This window comes from Pseudomonas sp. R151218B TE3479 (genome assembly GCF_053629195.1).
The window spans coordinates 618,316-640,482 of record NZ_JBRJHV010000001.1; the positions used below are offsets into that span (position 1 = coordinate 618,316).

Genomic DNA, 22,167 nt, shown 5'->3' on the forward strand with positions numbered 1-22,167 from the left:
CACGCGCAACATTTTGTCGAAGCGTCCCCAGGACGCCTCAAAGTCGATTTTTTCGAAGGACTGGTACGGCATCATCGGCGAAAACGCCGGGATCAACGAGCAAACCCAGCATTTCTGCGGAGAACCCAGACAACCCCGGGCCGATAAAAGGCCCGATAGGCGTGGCCGCCAGTAAAACGGATCAGTATCCTAGCACCTCCTCGCCCGCTGAGGCTAAGACCTAGCAGGCAACCCAACAGGTTTAAACACGAATGAATGCTCTTGCCCGCCGCGCCGCAGGCCTGCTGCTCAGCACAGTTTGTCTGCCTTTTTCAGCCTTGGCTGCCGACCCACAACCCACCCATGAATTCACCCTCGACAACGGCCTGAAGGTCGTCGTGCGCGAAGACCATCGTGCGCCAGTGGTGGTGTCCCAGGTCTGGTACAAGGTGGGCTCCAGCTACGAAACGCCAGGCCAGACCGGTTTGTCCCACGCCCTTGAGCACATGATGTTCAAGGGCAGTGAAAAAGTCGGTCCCGGCGAAGCGTCGCTGATCCTGCGCGACCTCGGTGCCGAAGAGAACGCCTTCACCAGCGACGACTTCACCGCCTACTACCAGGTGTTGGCCCGCGACCGCCTGGGGGTGGCCTTCGAACTGGAAGCCGACCGCATGGCCAGCCTGCGCCTGCCGCCGGAGGAATTCAGCCGCGAGATCGAGGTGATCAAGGAAGAGCGCCGCATGCGCACCGACGACAAGCCCATGTCCAAGGCCTACGAGCGTTTCAAGGCCATGGCTTACCCGGCCAGCGGCTACCACACGCCGACCATCGGCTGGATGGCCGACCTGGACCGGATGACCGTCGAGGAATTGCGTCACTGGTACGAGTCCTGGTACACCCCGAACAACGCGACCCTGGTGGTGGTTGGCGACGTGACGCCGGAGGAGGTCAAATCCCTGGCCCAGCGTTATTTCGGCCCGATTGCCCGGCGCGCGGTGCCGGTCGCGAAAATCCCTCTTGAACTGGCCGAACCCGGCGAACGCCAGATCACCCTGCACGTGCAGACCCAACTGCCCAGCGTGATGCTGGCCTTCAACGTGCCGAGCATCGCCACCGCGACGGACAAGGCCTCGGTCAACGCGTTGCGGCTGATCTCGGCCCTGCTGGACGGCGGCTACAGCGGCCGGATCCCGACCCAACTGGAGCGCGGCGAAGAATTAGTGTCCGGCGGCTCGTCGAGCTACGACGCCTTCACCCGCGGCGACTCGTTGTTCACCTTGTCGGCGACGCCCAACACACAGAAAAACAAAACCCTCGCCCAGGCAGAAGCAGGCTTGTGGCGCTTGCTTGAGCAGTTGAAAACCACCGCCCCGACCGCCGAGGAACTGGAACGCGTGCGCGCCCAGGTCATCGCCGGCCTGGTGTATGAGCGCGACTCGATCACCAGCCAGGCCACCGCCATCGGCCAGCTGGAAACCGTCGGCTTGTCCTGGAAGCTGATGGACACCGAACTCGCCGAACTGCAAAGCGTGACCCCGCAAGACATCCAGAAGGCAGCCCAGTTGTATTTCACCCGCTCGCGCCTGAGCGTTGCGCACGTCCTGCCCGAGGAGAAAGCTCATGAGTGAGCGCAAATCATCGCGCCTGGTGCCAATCGGCCTGGTATTGCTCGCCCTGGCCGGCGGCCTGGCCTTTTACCTGTCGCCGTCCAGCAACTCCAACGCCAGCCAGGCATTGGACAAAGCCAAGTCCGGCAACAAACTGCAATCCTTGGCCGAACTGAATGACAAGGCCCCCAGTCGGCGCCAGCTCGACGTGCAAACCTGGACAACCGCTGACGGCGCCAAGGTGCTGTTCGTCGAAGCCCGGGAATTGCCGATGTTCGACCTGCGCCTGACCTTCGCCGCCGGCAGCAGCCAGGACGGCGACGCCCCCGGCCTCGCCCTGCTGACCAACGCCATGCTCAACGAAGGCGTGGCCGGCAAGGACGTCAGCGCCATCGCCCAAGGCTTCGAAAGCCTCGGCGCGGACTTCGGCAACGGCGCCTATCGGGACATGGCCGTGGCGTCCCTGCGCAGTCTCAGCGCCGCCGACAAGCGTGAACCGGCATTGAAGCTGTTCGCCGAAGTCGTCGGCAAACCGACCTTCCCCGCCGACTCCTTCGCCCGGATCAAGAACCAGATGCTCGCCGGGTTCGAATACCAGAAGCAGAACCCCGGCAAACTGGCGGGCCTGGAACTGATGAAGCGCCTCTACGGCGATCATCCTTACGCCCACTCCAGCGACGGCACCGCCGACAGCATTCCACCGATCACCCTGGCCCAGGCCCGGGCGTTCCATGCCAAGGCCTATGCCGCCGGCAACGCAGTGATTGCACTGGTGGGGGACTTGTCCCGCGCCGAAGCCGAAGCGATTGCCAACCAGGTATCCGCCGCGCTGCCCAAAGGCCCGGCCCTGGCGAAAACCCCGCCACCGGTGGAACCGAAGGCAAGCATCGGCCACATCGAGTTCCCGTCCAAGCAGACCAATCTGATGCTCGCGCAACTGGGCATCGACCGAGACGATCCGGACTATGCCGCGGTGTCCCTGGGCAACCAGATCCTCGGCGGCGGTGGCTTCGGTACGCGACTGATGACTGAAGTCCGCGAAAAACGCGGCCTGACCTATGGCGTGTATTCCGGCTTCACGGCGATGCAAGCCCGCGGCCCGTTCATGATCAACCTGCAGACCCGTGCCGAAATGAGCGAAGGTACCTTGAAACTGGTGCAGGATGTGTTCGCCGACTACCTCAAGAACGGTCCGACCCAGAAAGAACTCGATGACGCCAAGCGTGAGTTGGCGGGCAGCTTCCCACTGTCCACCGCCAGCAATGCCGACATCGTCGGTCAGCTCGGCGCCATGGGGTTCTATGACTTGCCGCTCAGCTACCTGGAAGACTTCATGCGCCAGTCCCAGGACCTGACGGTCGAGCAGGTCAAGGCCGCGCTGAGCAAACACCTGAGCACTGACAAAATGGTCATCGTCACCGCCGGCCCGAGTGTGCCGCAAAAGCCGTTGCCGCCCCCTACTGACAAACCTGCCGAGCAGCCGCTCGGGGTTCCGGAGCACTAATGGCCCGTCCATCGAATTCCAGCAAGAAACCCGTGCACAACGGTGTGAACCAGTTGCGCATCATCGGCGGCGAATGGCGCAGCCGGCGCCTGAGTTTCCCGGATGCCCCGGGGTTGCGCCCCACCCCGGACCGCGTACGGGAAACCCTGTTCAACTGGCTCGCGCCCTACGTGGCAGGCGCACGGGTGCTCGACCCGTTCGCCGGCAGCGGCGCATTGTTTCTCGAGGCCCTGTCCCGTGGCGCCGCCATGGGCCAGGCGCTGGATGCCAGCAACCTGGCGGTCTCCAGCCTCAAGGAACACCTGGGCACCCTGCGTTGCACCGTCGGCCAGGTGCAGACCGCCGACGCGCTGCGCTATCTGGACAGTCAACCGGCAACGCCTTTCGACCTGGTGTTCCTGGACCCTCCTTTCAACCAGAACCTTTTGCCAACGGTCTGCGCCTTGCTCGAGGAGCGTCAGTGGCTGGCCGAGGATGCCTGGGTCTACACTGAAAGCGAGACCGCCCCGTCCACTCTGGGCTTGCCGGGTAACTGGCGCTTGCACCGCGAGCAGAAATCCGGACGGGTGTATTACGCGTTGTGGCAGCGTTTGCCAAAGGACATTGGCTGAACGGCTGACCGTGCATCGAGAATAATAATGATGTCCGCCGCATCTGAACGTTTCGTCCCTGCCCCGGGCCTTGGCAACCCGCACCTGCAAACCTTGTGGGGCCCCTTGTGGCGCAAGACCACCCATATCGAGCGTCAACGCGAGCGCCTGTGGCTGGAAGACGGCGATTTCCTCGACCTCGACTGGCACGGCCCCCACAGCGCCGAGGCACCCCTGGTGCTGGTGCTGCACGGGCTGACCGGCTCTTCCAACTCGCCCTACGTGGCCGGGTTGCAGCAGGCGCTGGGTCGCCAGGGCTGGGCCAGCGCGGCCTTGAATTGGCGCGGTTGCTCGGGCGAGCCGAACCTGTTGCCCCGCAGCTATCATTCGGGCGTCAGCGAAGACCTGGCCGCCGCCATTACTCACTTGCGCGCCAGGCGGCCCTTGGCGCCGCTGTTTGCGGTGGGTTATTCCCTGGGTGGCAATGTGTTGCTCAAGCACTTGGGAGAAGCCGGCCGCGACAGCCAGCTACAAGGGGCGGTGGCGGTCTCGGTACCGTTTCGCCTCGACCAGTGCGCCGATCGCATCGGCCAGGGGTTTTCCAAGTTCTACCAGGCGCACTTCATGCGACAGATGGTGGCCTATGTGCGCAACAAGCAACGCCAGTTCCAGCACGACGGACACCACGAAGGCCTGGCGACCCTGGCGGCGCTTGGCCCGCTGGAAAACATGCGCACCTTCTGGGACTTTGACGGCCGGGTGACCGCGCCGCTGCACGGGTTCTCCGATGCCGCGGACTACTACCGCCGCGCCTCCAGCCGCTATTTCATGGCGGGCATCAGCACGCCGACCCTGGTCATCCAGGCCGCCGACGATCCTTTCGTGTTTCCCCACAGCCTGCCCGAACCCGGCGAGCTATCCACCTCGACCCAACTTGAACTGCACGCCCGGGGCGGACATGTAGGGTTTGTCGACGGAACCCTGCGGCGCCCGGGGTATTACCTGGAGCGGCGGATTCCCGATTGGTTGGCCAGCCTGAGGCGCGGCTGATACAAATTCTCTGTTGGGGGGTTCACCGGTTCAGCGTTCGCCAGCAATCCCCTGTGGGAGCGAGCTTGCTCGCGATAGCGGTGTGGCAGCAACATTGAAGTTGCCCGGTACACCGCCATCGCGAGCAAGCTCGCTCCCACATTGGTTTTTTTTGGGGGAGCTATTCGCCCTTCGCCACGCCCCGCTGGGGATCATTGATCCATTCACTCCACGAGCCGGCATACAGCCTTCCCAAGGGATACCCTGCCAGGCACAAGGCGAACAGGTTATGGCACGCCGTCACGCCGGAGCCGCAGTACGCCACCAGTTCGGTGGGCGAGCGCTCGCCCAGTTTTTCGGCGAAGCGTTGCTTGAGCTGGGCGGCCGGCAAGAAGCGTCCATCAGCGCCCAGGTTGTCGGTGAACGCCGCGCACTGGGCGCCCGGAATATGCCCAGCAACCGGGTCGATCGGCTCGACTTCACCCTTGAAGCGCGGCAACGCCCGGGCATCCAGCAGGGTCATGGCCGTCTCACCGAGGCGTTGTTGCAGCGCTTGCGCATTGATTAACAAGCTCGCATCCGCCGCACCCGTGAAAGTCCCGCGGCTGTTCTGCGGCGGATCCAGGCTCAAAGGCAAGCCAGCGGCATGCCAGGCCTTGAGCCCACCGTCGAGGATGGACACGCCATCGCGCTTGCCCAGCCAGGCCAGCAACCACCAGGCCCGCGCGGCATAAGCGCCGGGGCCGTCGTCATACAGCACGACGTCGCTGTCGTTATCGAGCCCCCAAGCCCTGAGGCGCTCGATCAAAGCCTCGGGCTCGGGCAACGGATGACGCCCGGTCACACCTTTGGTCACCGGCCCGCTCAGATCGCGCTCAAGGTCCACGAACGATGCCCCGGCGATGTGGCCCTCGGCATAACTGCGTTGACCGTAATCCGGGTCTTCCAGGGCAAAACGACAGTCGAGGATGACCAGCCCGGGCCGTGATCGCCGCTGTTCGAGGGCTTCGGGGCTGATGAGTTGCGCAATGGGCATGGTGAGCTCCTGTGGCTAAGTCGGGGATCGATCCTACTGCCCTTCCTCCAGGGTCTGGGCCAGGGGGACGTAATATTCCTTGAACAATGCATCCACCGCTTCGCGGGCCTGATCGGTCACGAAACCGGCTTCCAGCACCAGCACCTGATAGACGCCGCGCTTGATGGCCTGCTCACTCAGGTGGCTGAAATTTTCCCGCGTGGTGCACAGGAACCGCACCCAGGACGTGAGGATGATCCAGGCGTTGAGGGTCAGGGACTCGATCTGCACCCGGTCCATCTTCAGGATGCCGGCGGCAACGAAACCTTCGTAGATCGCGGTGCCGTGGATCAGACAGCGCTGGGAAAACCGACGATAGCGGGCCGCAAGGTCCGGATCGCTGTCGAGCAGATGCTCCAGGTCCCGGTGCAGGAAGCGATAGCGCCACATGGCCGCCAGCAGCTCCTGCAGGTAGAAGCGCTTGTCATCCACCGTGGCCGCCCGGCCCTGAGGCGGACGCAGGAAGCTGTCCACCAGGTCCTCGTATTCACTGAACAGCACGGCGATGATCGCCTGCTTGTTGGGGAAGTGGTAATAGAGATTGCCCGGGGACATGTCCATGTGGGCGGCGATGTGATTGGTGCTGACGCTGCGCTCACCCTGTTGGTTGAACAGCTCGAGGCTGTTTTGCACGATGCGCTCGCTGGTTTTCATTCGTGGGGCCATGGTTTGGGCTTTAATCGACGAAGGCATTGATCGGCATCTTACGACCTATCGGTCACAGGAAAAACCCAAAGCCGTTACGGATGTCATTGACTTTCTAGAGTATAAGCTCTAGAAAACCCTCATTCTAATAACATCCGGTGCCTGACGATGCCTGCCGACGTTGCCTACCTGCACGAGTCTCAACAACAACTGGACGAACTGCGGTCGCTCTTCGATGCCCAGCGCCAGGCCTACGCTGCCCACCCAATGCCACCGGTCGAGCAGCGCCGGCAATGGCTCAAGGCACTGCGCGAGGTATTGAGCAACGAACGACAAGCCTTGATCGACGCCATCAGCCAGGATTTCAGCCACCGCAGCGCCGACGAAACACTGTTGGCCGAGCTGATGCCCAGCCTGCACGGCATTCATTACGCCAGGCGGCACCTCCAGGGCTGGATGAAACCCTCCCGACGCAAGGTGGGCATGGCCTTCCAGCCCGCGTCGGCCAAAGTGGTGTACCAGCCGTTGGGCGTGGTCGGGGTCATCGTGCCGTGGAACTACCCGCTGTTTCTGGCCATCGGACCGCTGGTCGGGGCATTGGCGGCGGGCAATCGGGTGATGCTCAAGCTCAGCGAATCGACACCGGCGACTGGCTTGCTGCTCAAGCAATTGCTCGCCCGGGTCTTCCCCCAGGACCTGGTGTGCGTGGTGCTCGGCGAGGCGGAGGTCGGCATGGCGTTTTCCAAGTTGCCCTTCGATCACCTGTTGTTCACCGGCGCCACCAGCATCGGCAAGCATGTCATGCGGGCCGCTGCCGAAAACCTGACCCCGATCACCCTGGAGCTGGGTGGGAAATCGCCGGCCATCGTGTCGGTCGATGTCCCCATCAAGGACGCCGCCGAACGCATTGCCTTCGGCAAAACCCTGAATGCCGGGCAAACCTGTGTCGCCCCGGACTATGTGCTGGTGCCGCAGAACCGCGTCGGCGAGTTCGTCGAGGCGTATCGCGAGGCGGTGCGCAGGTTTTATCCGACCCTGGCGGACAATCCGGACTACACCGCCATCATCAACGAACGACAAGTGGCGCGGCTCAATGGCTACATCAGCGACGCCACCGGCAAGGGCGCGTTGCTGATCGAGCTGTTCGAGCAAGGCCAGGGCCGCCGCATGGCCCACAGTCTGCTGCTCAACGTCAACGATGAGATGACCGTCATGCAAGACGAGATCTTCGGCCCGCTGCTGCCCATCGTGCCTTATGACCATTTGGACCAGGCATTTGCCTACATCAATCAGCGACCCCGCCCGCTGGCGCTCTACTACTTCGGCTACAACAAGACCGAACAACAGCGCGTGCTCCACGAAACCCATTCCGGCGGCGTCTGCCTGAACGACACATTGTTGCATGTCGCCCAGGATGACATGCCGTTCGGCGGCATCGGGCCATCGGGAATGGGGCATTACCACGGGCATGAGGGCTTCCTGACCTTCAGCAAGGCCAAGGGCGTGCTGACCAAACAGCGATTCAACGCGGCGAAGCTGGTTTATCCGCCCTACGGCAAGCCCTTGCAAAAACTGATTCAGAAGCTGTTTGTCCGCTGACGCGTGCCTGCCCGGGTAATCACAATCATGAACGCCAGCCTCACTGATACCCCCGCGCTGTCACGGCGCGGCCTGCTGAAATTCAGCCTCGGCGCCAGCGCCTTCCTGGCCACCGTCGGGCTGGGCGCCAGCCTGAGCGGTTGCTCGTCAAGCCAGCCGGCCGCCGGCCTGGCGGCCTTGCGCGACAGCGACCTGGCGTTTTTACGCGCCGTCATCCCTGTGATGCTGGACGGCGCAGTGGCCGTCGGGCAGATCCCTGCCGCCATCGACGCGACCCTGGGCAGCCTGGACAGAAGCCTGGCCCACCTGTCCCCCGCCATGCTCAAGCTCACGCACCAGTTGTTCGATGTGCTCACGCTGGGCGTTACCCGCGGGCCACTGACCGGGGTCTGGGGGGCGTGGGAAAACGCTAGCGCCGATGACATCCGCCAGTTCCTCGCGCGGTGGGAAAACAGCTCGCTGGATCTGCTGCGGCAAGGTCACTGCTCGTTGCTGCAATTGGTGATGATGGCCTGGTACACCCAATCCGAAGCCTGGGCGCATTGCGGGTATCCGGGGCCGCCAACGGTTTGACCAACCAGAACCACCCGCTGTGGGAGCGGGCTTGCTCGCGATAGCGTCACATCAGCCACCGATCGATTGACTGACATACCGCTATCGCGAGCAAGCTCGCTCCCACAAGAGGTCTATCGCAACCTCAAAACAATAAGAGAGCCCAGAACATGCCCGTACCCGATCCCTTCCGCGAAGGCCTGGCCCGTGGCTGGACCACCTACAACGGCGCGCAATTGACCGAGGACCTGACGCTGGAAGCCGACGTGGCCATCGTCGGCAGCGGTGCCGGTGGCGGCACCACGGCGGAAATCCTCAGTGCTGCCGGCTACCGGGTGTTGTTGATCGAGGAAGGGCCGCTCAAGACCAGTCATGACTTCAAGCTGCTCGAAGACCAGGCCTACAGCAGCCTGTACCAGGAAGGCCTCGGACGCATGAGCAAGGACGGCGCCATCACCATTCTCCAAGGCCGGGCCGTCGGTGGCACGACGCTGATCAATTGGACCTCCAGCTTCCGCACGCCCGACCAGACCCTCGATCACTGGGCCGCCGAGCACAACGTCAAGGGCCACGGCCGTGCTGAAATGGCGCCCTGGTTTGCGCAGATGGAACAACGCCTGGGCGTGGCGCCGTGGCGGGTTCCGCCCAACGCCAACAACGATGTGATCCGCAAAGGCTGCGAACAATTGGGCTACGCCTGGCACGTCATCCCGCGCAACGTCCGCGGCTGCTGGAACTTGGGCTATTGCGGCATGGGCTGCCCGACCAACGCCAAGCAGTCGATGCTGGTCACCACCATCCCGGCCACACTGGACAAGGGTGGCGCGCTGCTTTACCTGGCGCGGGCCGAGCGTCTGACGATCAGGAATGATGCCGTGGTCGGCCTCGAGTGCCAGGCCATGGATGAGCGTTGCGTAGCGCCCAGCGGGCGGCGCATCACCGTCAAGGCACGGCACTACGTGCTGGCGGGCGGCGGCATCAACAGCCCCGGCCTGCTGTTGCGCTCCGCTGCGCCAGACCCGTACGAATGTGTGGGCAAACGTACCTTCCTACACCTGGTAAACATGTCCGCCGGGCAATTCGACGAGGTCATCAACCCGTTCTACGGTGCGCCGCAATCGATTTATTCGGATCACTTCCAATGGCAGGACGGAACCACCGGCAAGATGTCCTACAAGCTCGAAGTCCCGCCCTTGCACCCGGCGCTCGCCGCCACGCTATTGGGCGGGTTCGGCCCCGAGAACGCCTTGCACATGTCCCGGCTGCCTCACACCCATGCCATGCTCGCGCTGCTGCGCGACGGTTTTCACCCGGACAGCCCCGGCGGCCGCGTCGAGTTGCGCAGCGATGGCGCGCCCGTGCTCGACTACCCCGTTTCGCCGTATACCTGGGACGGCTTGCGCCGGGCCTTCCACAGCATGGCCGAAATACAATTCGCCGGTGGCGCCAAGGCGGTGATGCCCCTGCACAGCGACGCCCGCTACGTGAAGACCCTGGCCGAGGCCCGCACGCTGATCGACGGGCTCGACCTGGCCTTGTACCGCACGCGCCTGGGCAGCGCCCACGTAATGGGTGGCTGCGCCATGGGTGAAGACCCGAAAACCGCCGTCACCGACAGCCTGGGGCGCCATCATCAACTGGGCAACCTGTCGATCCATGACGGCTCGCTGTTCCCCACCAGCATCGGCGCCAACCCGCAATTATCGGTGTACGGGCTGACCGCACAATTGGCGACAGCCCTGGCCGAACGCCTGAAAAACCCATGAATATCCGGATTATTCGCAACGTCTATAGTGCTTTCTTATCCAACAGCCGACTTGGCCGACCGAGAAGGCTGCGATACCATCCGACTCCCCAACGGACTCCCGCCAGGACGACGCGATGAACCGAGTGTTGTACCCAGGTACCTTCGACCCTATTACCAAGGGCCATGGCGATCTGGTCGAACGCGCCGCGCGCCTGTTCGACCACGTGATCATTGCCGTCGCCGCCAGCCCGAAGAAGAACCCGCTGTTCCCGCTGGAGCAACGTGTGGAACTGGCCCGCGAGGTCACCAAGCACCTGCCCAACGTGGAAGTGGTCGGCTTCTCGACGCTTTTGGCCCACTTCGCCAAGGAAAAGAACGCCAATGTGTTCCTGCGCGGCCTGCGTGCGGTCTCGGACTTCGAGTACGAGTTCCAACTGGCCAACATGAACCGCCAATTGGCACCGGACGTCGAGAGCCTGTTCCTGACGCCGTCGGAGCGCTACTCCTTCATTTCCTCGACCCTGGTACGGGAAATCGCAGCGTTGGGCGGTGATATCACCAAGTTTGTCCATCCGGCCGTGGCCGATGCGCTGACCCTGCGCTTCAAGAAATGACCGGCAGGCGCTGCGAGCCACCTCGCAGCGCAACGCAGTCCATCGCGCCCGCGTGCACTGCGCTCGCCAATGCGGCACAATTGCGCCCATACGTTTTCAGATGCCCGGGCCCAACGCCCCGGCAGGAGCCTGCATGTCCCTGATCATCACCGACGACTGCATCAATTGCGACGTCTGCGAACCCGAATGCCCGAACGAGGCCATTTCCCAAGGCGAGGAGATCTACGTCATCGACCCGAACCTGTGCACCCAGTGCGTCGGCCACTACGACGAACCCCAGTGCCAGCAGGTTTGCCCGGTGGATTGCATCCCGCTGGACGAGGCTCATCCGGAGACTGAAGAACAGTTGATGGCGAAATATCGCAGGATTACTGGCAAGGATTGAGCTTTTGGGCGGCCCCTCAGGCCCCATCGCGAGCAAGCTCGCTCCCACAGGAGCTTTGCTTCAGGCACGAATGGTGTAACCACAGCAGACCCCTGTGGGAGCGAGCTTGCTCGCGATGAGGCCATCAGCAGCACCAAGATTCAGTTGCCTGCCTCACTCCTGCCGCTCAAACCCCTCCCCCACACACCCCAGGCACCGCACGAACGTGGCCCTGGCCGGGTCCACCACCAACGCCTTCCCCGCATCGCCGACCCCACCGCCCAGCGCGGTAAAGGGCAACGACACCACGAATGCCCCAGCCCCGATCACCGTAGCGGCGAGCAGCAGCGGGCGGGCGATCAGCAGGTCACCGAGCATGGCGAAGGCCGGCGGATTCTGGATGGTGTAGCGTGGGTCGCCGCTGCCGCTGTTTGCCAGGGCAGGCAAACCGACACTCAGCAGCAACGCTAGAACGACAGGTCGAAGCGGTTTCATCGGGCGATCCTTCGGCTAAATCAATATGACTACTGACTATAGACCGTCGGACGAATCAGCTCTGGCAGCGTGGGCACCAGACACTGGCGCGCTGGCCCAGGCGGATTTCCCGCAGTCCCGTGCCACAGATCTTGCACAGCTCCCCGCCCCGGCCGTAGACGAACAGCTCCTGCTGGAAATAGCCAGGCTGGCCGTCCCCACCGATGAAATCCCGCAACGTAGTGCCGCCGCGCTCGATAGCATGGGCGAGGATGCGCTTGATCTCGATCGCCAGCTTCAGGTAACGCGCCCGGGAAATGCCTCCGGCGGCCCGGCGCGGGTCGATCCCGGCGGCGAACAGCGCCTCGGTCGCATAGATATTGCCCACGCCCACCACCACCGCGTTGTCCATGATGAACGGCTTGACCGCCATGGAACGCCCCCGCGAAAGCTGGAACAGCCGTTCGCCATCGAACAGGTCGGTCAGTGGCTCGGGGCCAAGGCGAATCAATAGCTCGTGATTGAGCGGGTCGAGGCTCCAGAGCATCGCGCCGAAGCGCCGAGGGTCGGTGTAACGCAAGGCCAGGCCGGACTCCAGCTCGATATCCACGTGCTCATGCTTGAGGGCGGGCATGCCAACCTCCACCAGGCGCAAGTTACCGGACATGCCCAGATGGCTGATCAACGTACCGACCTCGGCATTGATCAGCAGGTACTTGGCCCGCCGCTCCACCTGCACGATGCGCTGGCCCGAAAGCCGCACGTCGAGATCTTCCGGGATCGGCCAGCGCAGGCGGCGGTCACGGACCACCACGCGACTGACCCGCTGGCCTTCAAGATGGGGCGCAATGCCGCGACGGGTGGTTTCGACTTCCGGCAGTTCTGGCATGAGGTTCTCGCGTCAGGCGACGCCACGCACTCAACGAGAGGCGAGGTCGCGAATTTCCTGTTTCTGGGTCTGGAAGTCGTATTCCGACAAACCGATGTAGTCGAGCACCAGGCTCCCGACGCTATCCCACTCGTGGTCTTCGGCCTGGTTGCCGAGCACCCGGTGGGACGCACAGATGTTCTCGGACATCTTCAGGATCGCCAGCAGGTTTTTCAGCTGGCTGTTGTTGCGTGAAGACTCGTCGCTGAAGACCGCCAGGGCGTTGTGGTGGTTGGCGATCGCCTGGCTGACATGATCCGGCAGGCGCCAGGACTTGGAGGTGTAGTAACCGACCACCGCATGGTTGGTGTTGAACACGCGGTTCTCGGTATCCACCACCCGGCACTCGGCGCTGGCACTGGCGTAGGCCTCCTCCAGCACGCTCATGTAGTTGGGGAACTGCTTGAGCATCAACGGCACGCCGCAGTCGTGGAACAATCCCAAGGCATAGGCTTCGTCACCGTTCTCCAGGCCGACGCGCTTGGCCAGCGTCAGGCAGGTCATCGCCACGTCCTGGGCCGTATCCCAGAAGCGGTTCAGGGTCACGATGGCGTCGTCGTGCAACTCGCCCTTGATCGACTGCGCATTGATCAGGTTGATGATCGAACGGCTGCCCAGCAGGTTCACCGCGCGCTGGATCGAGGTGATCTTGTTGCGCAGGCCGTAATACGGCGAGTTGACGATCTTGAGCAAGGCTCCCGAGAGACCCGGGTCCTGGGAGATCAACTTGGCGATGGTCTCCAGGTCCGGGTCGGGCATGTACTGCTCCATCTGCAGATCCACCATGATCTGCGGCTGGGGCGGCACACTGATCCCTTGCAGGGATTGTTGGATCTGTTCGGCGGAAAGCTCTTTGGACATGAGTACACACTCTGGGTCAGGCGGGGATTCTAACCCTTAAAGATGGATCCGATACACCGCCGGGTAGATCGGCGGAACTTTCCCTCAGGCATCGGCTTCGGACTTTACAGGGCCGACAGCCAAGCCTGCATACAGGCTTGAGTCGGCAGCCCGACCACTCAGCTTGAGGAGATTTTTTCATGTCTGGTTTCCTGAACAACAAACGTGTCGCCATCCTGGTGACCGACGGCTTTGAACAGGCCGAGCTGACCGGCCCCCAGCAGGCGCTGGAACAGGCCGGCGTCAAAGTGGACATCGTTTCGGCCCGCGAAGGCCAGGTCAAAGGCTGGAACCATGACCAACCGGCCGATGACTTCCCGATCGACCTGACCTTCAAGGCCGCCAATGTCGAGCAGTACGACGCCGTGGTGCTGCCCGGTGGCGTGCAGAATTCCGACACCATCCGTATCGACCCCGACGCCCAGCAACTGGTCAAGGGCTTCGAAGCGGCGGGCAAGCCCATTGCGGTGATTTGCCATGGCGGCTGGTTGCTGGTGTCGAGCGGGCTGGTCAAGGGCAAGACCATGACCAGCTACAAGACCCTCAAGGATGACCTGGTCAACGCTGGCGCGAACTGGGTCGACCAAGAAGTGGTCAAGGACGGCACGTTGATCAGCAGTCGCCAGCCCGATGACATCCCGGCGTTCAACCGCGAGTTGCTCAGCGCGTTGTCCGCCTGAAGCCTGGGACGCTCTGTTCTGTAGGAGCTGGCGAAGCCTGCGATCTTTTGATCTTTCGCTTGGGAATCAAATTGTCCGGGGAAAGATCGCAGCCTCGTTGCACTCGTCAGCTCCTACATCGCCACATGTCCAGCGCAAGCCCCGCCAAGGTTGCAACACGGTATACTCCCGCTCTTTTTTCCGGAGCGACGTCATGTCCCTGCCTAGCCTGCGCCTCAAAGCCAACGCCGACCGTCGCCTGCGCGCCGGCCACCTGTGGGTCTACAGCAACGAAATCGATGTGGCCGCCACGCCCTTGCACGGCTTCAAGGCCGGCGACCAGGCCATCCTCGAAGCCGCCGGCGGCAAGCCGTTGGGCATCGTTGCGATGAGCCCCAACAACCTGATCTGCGCCCGGCTGCTGTCCCGTGACGTGAAGCTGCCGCTGGACAAGTCCCTGCTGGTGCATCGCCTCAACGTGGCGTTGTCCCTGCGCGAGCGACTGTTTGACAAGCCGTTCTATCGCCTGGTCTACGGTGACTCCGACCTGTTGCCAGGCCTGGTGGTCGACCGTTTCGGCGACATCCTGGTGGTGCAGATCGCCTCGGCCACCATGGAAGCCCACAAGGACGATGTGATCGCCGCCCTGACCCAGGTGCTCAAGCCCAGCGGCATCCTGTTCAAGAACGACTCCGCGGCCCGTGACGCCGAGGGCCTGAACCGCTACGTCGAGACCGTGTTCGGCCTGGTGCCGGAATGGGTGGCCCTGGAAGAGAACGGCGTGAAGTTCGAAGCGCCGGTCATGGAAGGCCAGAAAACCGGCTGGTTCTACGATCACCGCATGAACCGCGCACGCCTGGCCCCGTACGCCAAGGGCAAGCGCGTGTTGGACCTGTTCAGCTACATCGGCGGCTGGGGCGTGCAAGCCGCGGCGTTCGGCGCCAGTGAAGTATTCTGCGTCGATGCCTCGGCCTTCGCCCTCGACGGTGTCGAGCGCAACGCCGCGTTGAACGGCTTCGCCGAGAAGCTGACCTGCATCGAAGGCGACGTATTCGAGGCCCTGAAAGAGCTCAAGGCCAGCGAAGAACGTTTCGACGTGATCGTGGCCGACCCACCGGCCTTCATCAAGCGCAAGAAAGACCTGAAGAACGGCGAAGGCGCCTATCGCCGTCTCAACGAGCAAGCCATGCGCCTGCTCAGCAAGGACGGCATCCTGGTCAGCGCGTCGTGCTCGATGCACCTGCCCGAAGACGACCTGCAAAACATCCTGCTGACCAGCGCCCGCCATCTGGACCGCAACATCCAACTGCTCGAACGCGGCGGCCAGGGGCCAGACCACCCGGTACACCCGGCCATCGCCGAGACCCGCTATATCAAGAGCATCACCTGCCGGTTGTTACCCAACAGCTGAGGCCGGGCGGGGCCAGTGCCGCAGCGCTGTGCCCCGCGCACTCGAATCGCATTCTGATCGCGGCCTCGGCTGCGATTTTTTTTGCACGCCTGAATAAGTCCGCAGGAGAACTCCCACGCAATTACCAGAGCCTTCCTACTCAATCTCCCCGCGCCCGGCGGGCATGACGCATTAGGATTGAAAGCGCCCCTCAGGTACGCCTTGGACCTCGTCAATGACTGATCCGCAAAATCGCCTGGCTGTCCGCAAACCAGCCACCGTCGGCTTGTTGCTGACGCTGACCCTGCTCGGCGTCTTTCCCATCGATGTCGTGTTGCCCTCGTTTCCCGCCCTGTCCGAGCATTTTGAACGCTCATCCACGGACATTGCCCTGTCTGTCAGCCTGTTCGCGATAGGGATTGCCCTTTCTCAACTGCTGGTCGGCCCGCTTTCCGACGTCATGGGACGAAAAAACCTGTTGCTTATCGGGATCGCCGTTTCCGCCGTGGGAGCCGCCGGTTGCGTGCTCGCCGACGGTTACGGGGCCTTTTTGTTCTCGCGTGTCGTCCAGGCCTTGGGATGCGGTTGCTTCGTACTGTCCCAAGCGCTGATCCAAGACCTGTTCACTGGTCGGGAACAGCAGCGCCTGCGAATCTTTCTGGTCACCTGCGGGGGGATCTTCATTTCCGTTTCGCCCCTGGCCGGCACCGGGCTGCAAAGCTGGATGGGCTGGCGAGGCAGCTTCCTGGTGTTCATTGCCCTGGCAATCGGTGCATTCATCAGCGCCAGTCGTTTACTTCAACGCACTGTGGCAGACAGCCGACCCAGGCGCCTGGACTTCATCGCATCCTATCGAAAGGTCTGCGGCGACTTCAGCTTCATGGCCTATTGGTTAACCTCGGCGCTGGCTTTTTCCTGCCATTTTTCGTTCATCGTCATCTCGCCGCTGGTCCTGATCGATCAGTTGCGCCTCTCCTCCGAGGCTTTTTCCCTGGCGCTGCTGGGCTATGGGCTGGCCTACATCGGCGGGGGCGCGGTAGCGTCCGTGCTGAGCAATCGAATCGATCCACAGACGCAAATCATCACCGGGCTGGCCCTGATCCTCACCGCAGGCCTGCTGATGCTGGGGCTTGCCAATCAACTGGGCCTGTCAGTCACCACCCTGTTACTGCCCATGATCGTGTGCACCACCGGAACGACCATTGCCCGCGCAGCCGCCCACACCCAAGCCATGAACAGATTTCCCGAGCGGGCCGGCACATCCGCCTCCGCCGGCAGCGTGCTGATCTTCATTGTCGGCGGGCTGACCAGCGCCGCGATCAGCCTCACCCCGCTGGACTTGCAGCTCACCCTGGCCCTGTGCCTGGTCCTGCTCAGCCTGCTGGGGATGGTGCTCAATGCCCTGGTCCGGCAGCGTGACAGGGGGCTGTTGGCCGGCTGAACCCTGCCAGTCGTCATCCCGTGCACGACATTAGCGCCCGATCAGCGCTTTGCGTCATTTCATCCTGGCGTCAGCGGTGTAGAATCGTGGCATTCATCGCCATTCATCCCCGGCGGGTTTATGAGCTCATGCCGAGGCGCGCAGCGATCCTGCAAAGTCATCGGCCACTTCCGGACACACGGCCAAACCCGGGTGCTCCAGACGTCGACAGAAGCTCACTTCCCCATTGATACCTGATAAGTACCTGATTAGCCGCCCGGAGTGCTCCATGCCTGATTACCGCTCGAAAACATCCACCCATGGCCGCAACATGGCCGGCGCCCGTGCCTTGTGGCGCGCCACGGGGATGAAGGATGACGACTTCAAGAAGCCGATCATCGCCATTGCCAACTCCTTCACCCAGTTCGTACCCGGCCACGTCCACCTCAAGGACCTCGGCCAACTGGTTGCCCGGGAAATCGAACGCGTCGGCGGCGTTGCCAAGGAATTCAACACCATCGCCGTGGACGACGGCATCGCCATGGGCCACGACGGCATGCTCTATTCGCTGCCGAGCCGCGAAATCATCGCCGACTCCGTCGAATACATGGTCAACGCCCACTGCGCCGACGCCATCGTGTGCATCTCCAACTGCGACAAGATCACCCCGGGCATGCTCATGGCCGCCCTGCGCCTGAACATCCCGGTGATCTTCGTCTCCGGTGGCCCGATGGAAGCCGGCAAGACCAAGCTCGCCAGTCACGGCCTGGACCTGGTCGACGCCATGGTGATCGCCGCCGACTCCAGCGCCTCTGACGAGAAGGTTGCCGAATACGAGCGCAGCGCCTGCCCGACCTGCGGTTCGTGCTCCGGCATGTTCACCGCCAACTCGATGAACTGCCTGACCGAAGCCCTGGGCCTGGCCCTGCCGGGCAACGGTTCGACCCTGGCCACCCACAGCGATCGCGAGCAATTGTTCCTGCAGGCCGGCCGGACCATCGTCGAGCTGTGCAAGCGCTACTACGGCGAAAACGACGAGTCGGTGTTGCCGCGCAACATCGCCAACTTCAAGGCGTTCGAGAACGCCATGACCCTGGACATCGCCATGGGCGGTTCCACCAACACCATCCTGCACTTGCTGGCCGCCGCCCAGGAAGCCGAGATCGATTTCGACCTGCGCGACATCGACCGCCTGTCCCGTCACGTGCCGCAACTGTGCAAGGTCGCGCCGAACATCCAGAAGTACCACATGGAGGATGTGCACCGTGCCGGCGGGATCTTCAGCATCCTCGGCTCCCTGGCCCGTGGCGGCCTGTTGCACACCGACCTGCCGACCGTGCACAGCAAGAGCATGGCCGAGGCCATCGCCAAGTGGGACATCACCCAGACCACCGACGAGGCCGTGCATCACTTCTTCAAGGCCGGTCCGGCGGGCATTCCGACGCAAACCGCGTTCAGCCAGTCGACCCGCTGGGAGACGCTGGACGACGACCGTGAAAACGGCTGCATCCGTAGCGTCGAGCACGCGTACTCCCAGGAGGGCGGCCTGGCCGTGCTCTACGGCAACATCGCCCTGGATGGCTGCGTGGTGAAAACCGCCGGCGTCGACGAGTCGATCCATGTGTTCGAAGGCAACGCCAAGATTTTCGAAAGCCAGGACAGCGCGGTGCGCGGCATCCTCGCCGACGAAGTGAAGGCCGGCGACATCGTGATCATTCGCTACGAAGGTCCGAAAGGCGGCCCGGGCATGCAGGAAATGCTCTACCCGACGTCCTACCTGAAGTCCAAAGGCCTGGGCAAAGCCTGCGCCTTGCTGACCGATGGCCGGTTCTCCGGCGGCACCTCGGGCCTGTCCATCGGCCATGCTTCGCCGGAAGCGGCGGCTGGCGGTGCCATCGGCCTGGTGCGCGATGGCGACAAGGTCCTGATCGACATTCCGAACCGCTCGATCAACCTGTTGATCAGCGACGAAGAACTGGCCGGGCGCCGCATCGAACAGGACAACAAGGGCTGGAAGCCGGTGGAAGTGCGTCCGCGCAAAGTCACCACGGCCCTCAAGGCCTACGCCCTGCTCGCCACCAGCGCCGACAAGGGTGCGGTGCGTAACAAGGCGATGCTTGACGGCCTGTAAGCGTCGTTCGTCGCAATAAAAAATGCCCCGCCAAGTGCGGGGCTTTTTTTTGGCGATGAACGCAAATCCTGAGAACACGACAATCGAATGTGGGAGCGAGCTTGCTCGCGATGGCGGTGTGTCAGCCAACAAGGATGCTACTGATCCGAAGCCATCGCGAGCAAGCTCGCTCCCACAGGGGGTGGGGCTTACTGGATATCTTCCGGCTTGACGATCACCCAGTTCTTGTCCGCCGTCACCGGTAGCCCCTCCTTGGCCTGGGCCGCGGCGTGCTTGGCCATCATGCCGTTGATCTGAGTCATGTACTTGTCCTTGCGGTTGACCCACAGGTGGATGCCGCCCTTGGCCACGTCCACATCGTGAAACAGCATGTAGCCGTCACTGCTCGGCGTGTCGCCAGCCACCAGCACCGGTTTTTTCCATTCGTCGATGTATGTCAGGATCGCCGCGTGCTTGCCAGCCATCCAGGTCGCCGGGGTCCACAGGTAAGGCGTGTACTCCAAGCCGAGGTTGGCCTTCTCGTCATATTTACCCGCGGTGATCTGTTTGCGGGCGGTGGTCAGTTCGCCGGTCTTGCGATCCTTGAGCAATGTGGTCACGCCGATCACGTTCTGCGGCTTGAGGTTGTAGCCGTATTTCGGGTCCGAGGCGACCATGCGCACCAGCTCTTCGGAAGCGGCGGTCATGACATAGACCTCGATGCCGTTTTCCATCAGCTTGTTGTACAGCTCGGCCTGGCCGGTGAAGATTTTCGGCGGATTGACGTTGTACTGGACCACCTTGTCGCCATCGTAATAGGTGGTCGGCACCGGCTTGCCGGACGCCATCAGCTCATCGACATAGCCCTTGAGCTCCTTGAGCGTGAAGCCCGAGAACACCTGGGCCACCCACGGGTAGCAGACCATGTCGTCCACTTCGCACAGGCGGTAGTAGTAACTGAACAGGCTTTCCTTGTGGTCGGCCGTGTCCTTGAACGGCATCAGCTTCAAGGACGGGTCCAGGCTTTCCCGGGTGATGAGGCCCTTGTTTTCCATGAACGGCAACAACGACTCCTCAAGGTCGTAGCGATAACTGGTGTTGTCCATGTCGAACACCGCGTAGTTACCCTTGTTGGCATTGGCCGCGATCATCGCGTCCAGGGCCTTGGCCTGTTCCGCCGGCCAGTGCTTGAGTTCGGTGGCGAGCACCTGGCCGGCTAGGCCAAGACTCAAGGCGACAGCGAGAAAACGAGGTGCGAGCTTCATCGGCATTTCTCCCGGGTTCAAAGAATCCGACGCTAACAAATGCTTGTGACAGTCCTCGCCTATGGGCGACCGCTTACATCGTGATCACGCCAGCCGCGTATCCGTAAACGTCATTGCCTTATTCCATAAACGACAATCTACATGCTTTTTTAGTATTAATTCATTAGTTATCAGGCTGTTAGGCTCCCCGGTTCGCAGTCGCGGCTTTAGGCGACTGGCACAAGTCTGATGGAGCTCTTTTGATGAATCTGCCGCTGATCCTCAATCTGCTGGTATTCCTCGCCTTGCTGTTCGGCCTGGCGCAAACCCGTCACAGTACCTGGAGCCTGGCCAAGAAAGTGCTGCTGGCACTGGTGCTGGGCGTGGTGTTCGGCATCGCCCTGCACACGATTTATGGCGCCGGCAACCCGGTCCTCAAGGCCTCGATCGGCTGGTTCGACCTGGTGGGCAACGGCTACGTGCAATTGCTGCAAATGATCGTGATCCCGCTGGTCTTCGCCTCGATCCTCAGCGCCGTGGCCCGCCTGCACAACGCCTCGTCCCTGGGCAAGATCAGCTTCCTGACCATTGGCACGCTGCTGTTCACCACCGCCATCGCCGCGCTGATCGGCATCGGCCTGACCAACCTGTTCGGCCTCGCCGCCGAAGGCCTGGTGGCCGGGCCCCAGGAACTGGCGCGCCTGCAAGTGATCCAGAGCGACTACGCCGGCAAGGTCGCCGACCTGAACATCCCGCAATTGCTGCTTTCGTTCATTCCGCAGAACCCCTTTGCCGACCTGGCGCGGGCCAAGCCGACGTCGATCATCAGTGTGGTGATCTTCGCCGCGTTCCTCGGTGTCGCGGCGTTGCAGTTGCTCAAGGATGACGTGGAGAAAGGCCAGAAAGTAATCAACGCCATCGACATCCTGCAAAGCTGGGTGACGCGCCTGGTGCGCCTGGTGATGAAGCTGACGCCGTACGGTGTGCTGGCGCTGATGACCAAGGTGGTGGCCGGTTCCAACCTGCAGGACATCATCAAGCTCGGCAGTTTTGTCGTGGTGTCGTACCTCGGGCTGGGCCTGATGTTCGTGGTCCATGGCCTGTTGGTGTCCGCTGCCGGGATCAACCCGCTGCGCTTCTTCCGCAAGATCTGGCCGGTGCTGACCTTCGCCTTCACCAGCCGCTCCAGCGCGGCCACCATCCCGTTGAGCATCGAAGCCCAGACCAGCCGTCTCGGCATCCCACGGGCGATTGCCAGCTTCAGCGCCTCGTTCGGCGCCACCATCGGCCAGAACGGTTGCGCCGGCCTTTATCCGGCCATGCTGGCGGTGATGGTCGCGCCGACCGTGGGCATCAACCCGCTGGATCCGGTGTGGATCGCAACGCTGGTGGCGATCGTGACGTTGAGTTCAGCCGGGGTGGCCGGGGTCGGTGGCGGCGCGACGTTCGCCGCGCTGATCGTGCTGCCGGCCATGGGCTTGCCGGTCGCACTGGTCGCCTTGCTGATTTCCGTCGAACCACTGATCGACATGGGCCGTACGGCGTTGAACGTCAGTGGCTCGATCACCGCCGGGGCGATTACCAGCCAGGTGATGCAACAGACTGACAAGGCGTTGCTGGGCGCCGAGGAGCATGGGGAGTTGGTGCAGGCTTGATGGGTGGCACCTGATCGATCGCTATCGCGAGCAAGCTCGCTCCCACAGGGTCGGCGGTGATCGCAGAGCGTGCGCTCACCAG

Annotated in this window: 20 protein-coding genes; 14 read left to right on the forward strand and 6 right to left on the reverse strand. The window is 62.8% G+C overall.

Translation table 11 applies throughout. From position 1 onward, the window contains the following. Positions 1-251 precede the first annotated feature (251 nt). The 4 genes from AB7M32_RS02885 to AB7M32_RS02900 are packed head-to-tail and all read left to right on the forward strand — an operon-like array spanning position 252 to position 4,730. Positions 252-1,607 carry a M16 family metallopeptidase gene (locus tag AB7M32_RS02885; RefSeq protein WP_454249037.1) on the forward strand — a complete coding sequence of 452 codons (1,356 nt, stop codon included), beginning with the start codon at positions 252-254 and terminating at the stop codon, positions 1,605-1,607. Next, entirely contained in the window at positions 1,600-3,090 is a 1,491-nt protein-coding gene (locus tag AB7M32_RS02890) for a M16 family metallopeptidase (protein ID WP_454249038.1), read from the forward strand. The genes AB7M32_RS02885 and AB7M32_RS02890 overlap by 8 nt, the downstream gene beginning before the upstream one ends. Further along, positions 3,090-3,701, forward strand: coding sequence for a 16S rRNA (guanine(966)-N(2))-methyltransferase RsmD (gene rsmD, locus AB7M32_RS02895; RefSeq protein ID WP_092170692.1), 612 nt, complete (start codon positions 3,090-3,092; stop codon positions 3,699-3,701). The genes AB7M32_RS02890 and rsmD overlap by 1 nt, the downstream gene beginning before the upstream one ends. Before the next feature lie 30 nt (positions 3,702-3,731). Further along, entirely contained in the window at positions 3,732-4,730 is a 999-nt protein-coding gene (locus tag AB7M32_RS02900; RefSeq protein ID WP_454249039.1) for a hydrolase, read from the forward strand. 160 nt (positions 4,731-4,890) lie between these two features. On the opposite strand, the gene AB7M32_RS02905 is transcribed toward AB7M32_RS02900, so the two are convergent. Next, entirely contained in the window at positions 4,891-5,745 is an 855-nt protein-coding gene (locus AB7M32_RS02905; RefSeq protein WP_454249040.1) for a sulfurtransferase, read from the reverse strand. A gap of 33 nt (positions 5,746-5,778) precedes the next feature. Next, positions 5,779-6,450 carry a TetR/AcrR family transcriptional regulator gene (locus AB7M32_RS02910; RefSeq protein ID WP_072406112.1) on the reverse strand — a complete coding sequence of 224 codons (672 nt, stop codon included), beginning with the start codon at positions 6,448-6,450 and terminating at the stop codon, positions 5,779-5,781. A 147-nt stretch (positions 6,451-6,597) separates the two neighbouring features. Here AB7M32_RS02910 and AB7M32_RS02915 point away from each other — a divergent pair, with 147 nt between their 5' ends. From AB7M32_RS02915 to AB7M32_RS02935, 5 genes are all read left to right on the forward strand, one after another. Next, positions 6,598-8,028 (forward strand): coniferyl aldehyde dehydrogenase, encoded by a 1,431-nt coding sequence (locus tag AB7M32_RS02915; protein WP_454249041.1) that lies wholly within the window; start codon positions 6,598-6,600, stop codon positions 8,026-8,028. Positions 8,029-8,055: 27 nt separating this feature from the next. Continuing rightward, positions 8,056-8,601 (forward strand): twin-arginine translocation pathway signal protein, encoded by a 546-nt coding sequence (locus tag AB7M32_RS02920; protein ID WP_454249042.1) that lies wholly within the window; start codon positions 8,056-8,058, stop codon positions 8,599-8,601. Between the two features lie 149 nt (positions 8,602-8,750). Beyond that, positions 8,751-10,346 (forward strand): GMC family oxidoreductase N-terminal domain-containing protein, encoded by a 1,596-nt coding sequence (locus AB7M32_RS02925; protein ID WP_454249043.1) that lies wholly within the window; start codon positions 8,751-8,753, stop codon positions 10,344-10,346. A gap of 115 nt (positions 10,347-10,461) precedes the next feature. Next, entirely contained in the window at positions 10,462-10,941 is a 480-nt protein-coding gene (gene coaD, locus AB7M32_RS02930) for a pantetheine-phosphate adenylyltransferase (protein WP_003177462.1), read from the forward strand. Positions 10,942-11,074: 133 nt separating this feature from the next. Continuing rightward, positions 11,075-11,326: a YfhL family 4Fe-4S dicluster ferredoxin gene (locus AB7M32_RS02935; protein ID WP_016489663.1), complete on the forward strand. Its 252-nt coding sequence runs from the start codon at positions 11,075-11,077 to the stop codon at positions 11,324-11,326. A 153-nt stretch (positions 11,327-11,479) separates the two neighbouring features. Here AB7M32_RS02935 and AB7M32_RS02940 read toward each other — a convergent pair whose 3' ends face one another. Genes AB7M32_RS02940 through AB7M32_RS02950 form a run of 3 tightly spaced genes read right to left on the reverse strand, consistent with a single transcriptional unit; the run spans position 11,480 to position 13,514 of the window. Further along, the gene (locus AB7M32_RS02940; protein WP_060740179.1) at positions 11,480-11,800 is read right to left on the reverse strand and encodes a hypothetical protein; all 321 of its coding nucleotides are present in this window, start codon (positions 11,798-11,800) and stop codon (positions 11,480-11,482) included. A 55-nt stretch (positions 11,801-11,855) separates the two neighbouring features. Beyond that, positions 11,856-12,668, reverse strand: a complete 813-nt coding sequence (gene mutM, locus AB7M32_RS02945; protein WP_454249044.1) for a bifunctional DNA-formamidopyrimidine glycosylase/DNA-(apurinic or apyrimidinic site) lyase — start codon at positions 12,666-12,668, stop codon at positions 11,856-11,858. A gap of 30 nt (positions 12,669-12,698) precedes the next feature. Then, on the reverse strand, positions 12,699-13,514 hold the full coding sequence (locus AB7M32_RS02950) for an HDOD domain-containing protein (RefSeq protein WP_454252091.1): 816 nt from the start codon (positions 13,512-13,514) through the stop codon (positions 12,699-12,701). Between the two features lie 233 nt (positions 13,515-13,747). Here AB7M32_RS02950 and AB7M32_RS02955 point away from each other — a divergent pair, with 233 nt between their 5' ends. The 4 genes from AB7M32_RS02955 (at position 13,748) to ilvD (ending at position 19,207) form a co-directional block, all read left to right on the forward strand. Then, complete coding sequence (locus AB7M32_RS02955) at positions 13,748-14,287, forward strand: type 1 glutamine amidotransferase domain-containing protein (RefSeq protein ID WP_454249045.1); 540 nt, start codon at positions 13,748-13,750, stop codon at positions 14,285-14,287. 193 nt (positions 14,288-14,480) lie between these two features. Continuing rightward, positions 14,481-15,677 (forward strand): class I SAM-dependent rRNA methyltransferase, encoded by a 1,197-nt coding sequence (locus AB7M32_RS02960; RefSeq protein ID WP_003206543.1) that lies wholly within the window; start codon positions 14,481-14,483, stop codon positions 15,675-15,677. A gap of 214 nt (positions 15,678-15,891) precedes the next feature. Beyond that, entirely contained in the window at positions 15,892-17,097 is a 1,206-nt protein-coding gene (locus tag AB7M32_RS02965) for an MFS transporter (protein WP_454249046.1), read from the forward strand. A gap of 268 nt (positions 17,098-17,365) precedes the next feature. After that, positions 17,366-19,207 (forward strand): dihydroxy-acid dehydratase, encoded by a 1,842-nt coding sequence (ilvD, locus tag AB7M32_RS02970; protein ID WP_053126275.1) that lies wholly within the window; start codon positions 17,366-17,368, stop codon positions 19,205-19,207. A 188-nt stretch (positions 19,208-19,395) separates the two neighbouring features. On the opposite strand, the gene AB7M32_RS02975 is transcribed toward ilvD, so the two are convergent. Further along, entirely contained in the window at positions 19,396-20,451 is a 1,056-nt protein-coding gene (locus AB7M32_RS02975; RefSeq protein ID WP_072405932.1) for an HAD family hydrolase, read from the reverse strand. A gap of 242 nt (positions 20,452-20,693) precedes the next feature. On the opposite strand from AB7M32_RS02975, the gene AB7M32_RS02980 reads away from it, so the two are divergent. Next, complete coding sequence (locus AB7M32_RS02980) at positions 20,694-22,085, forward strand: L-cystine transporter (RefSeq protein WP_454249047.1); 1,392 nt, start codon at positions 20,694-20,696, stop codon at positions 22,083-22,085. The last annotated feature ends 82 nt before the right edge of the window (positions 22,086-22,167 follow it).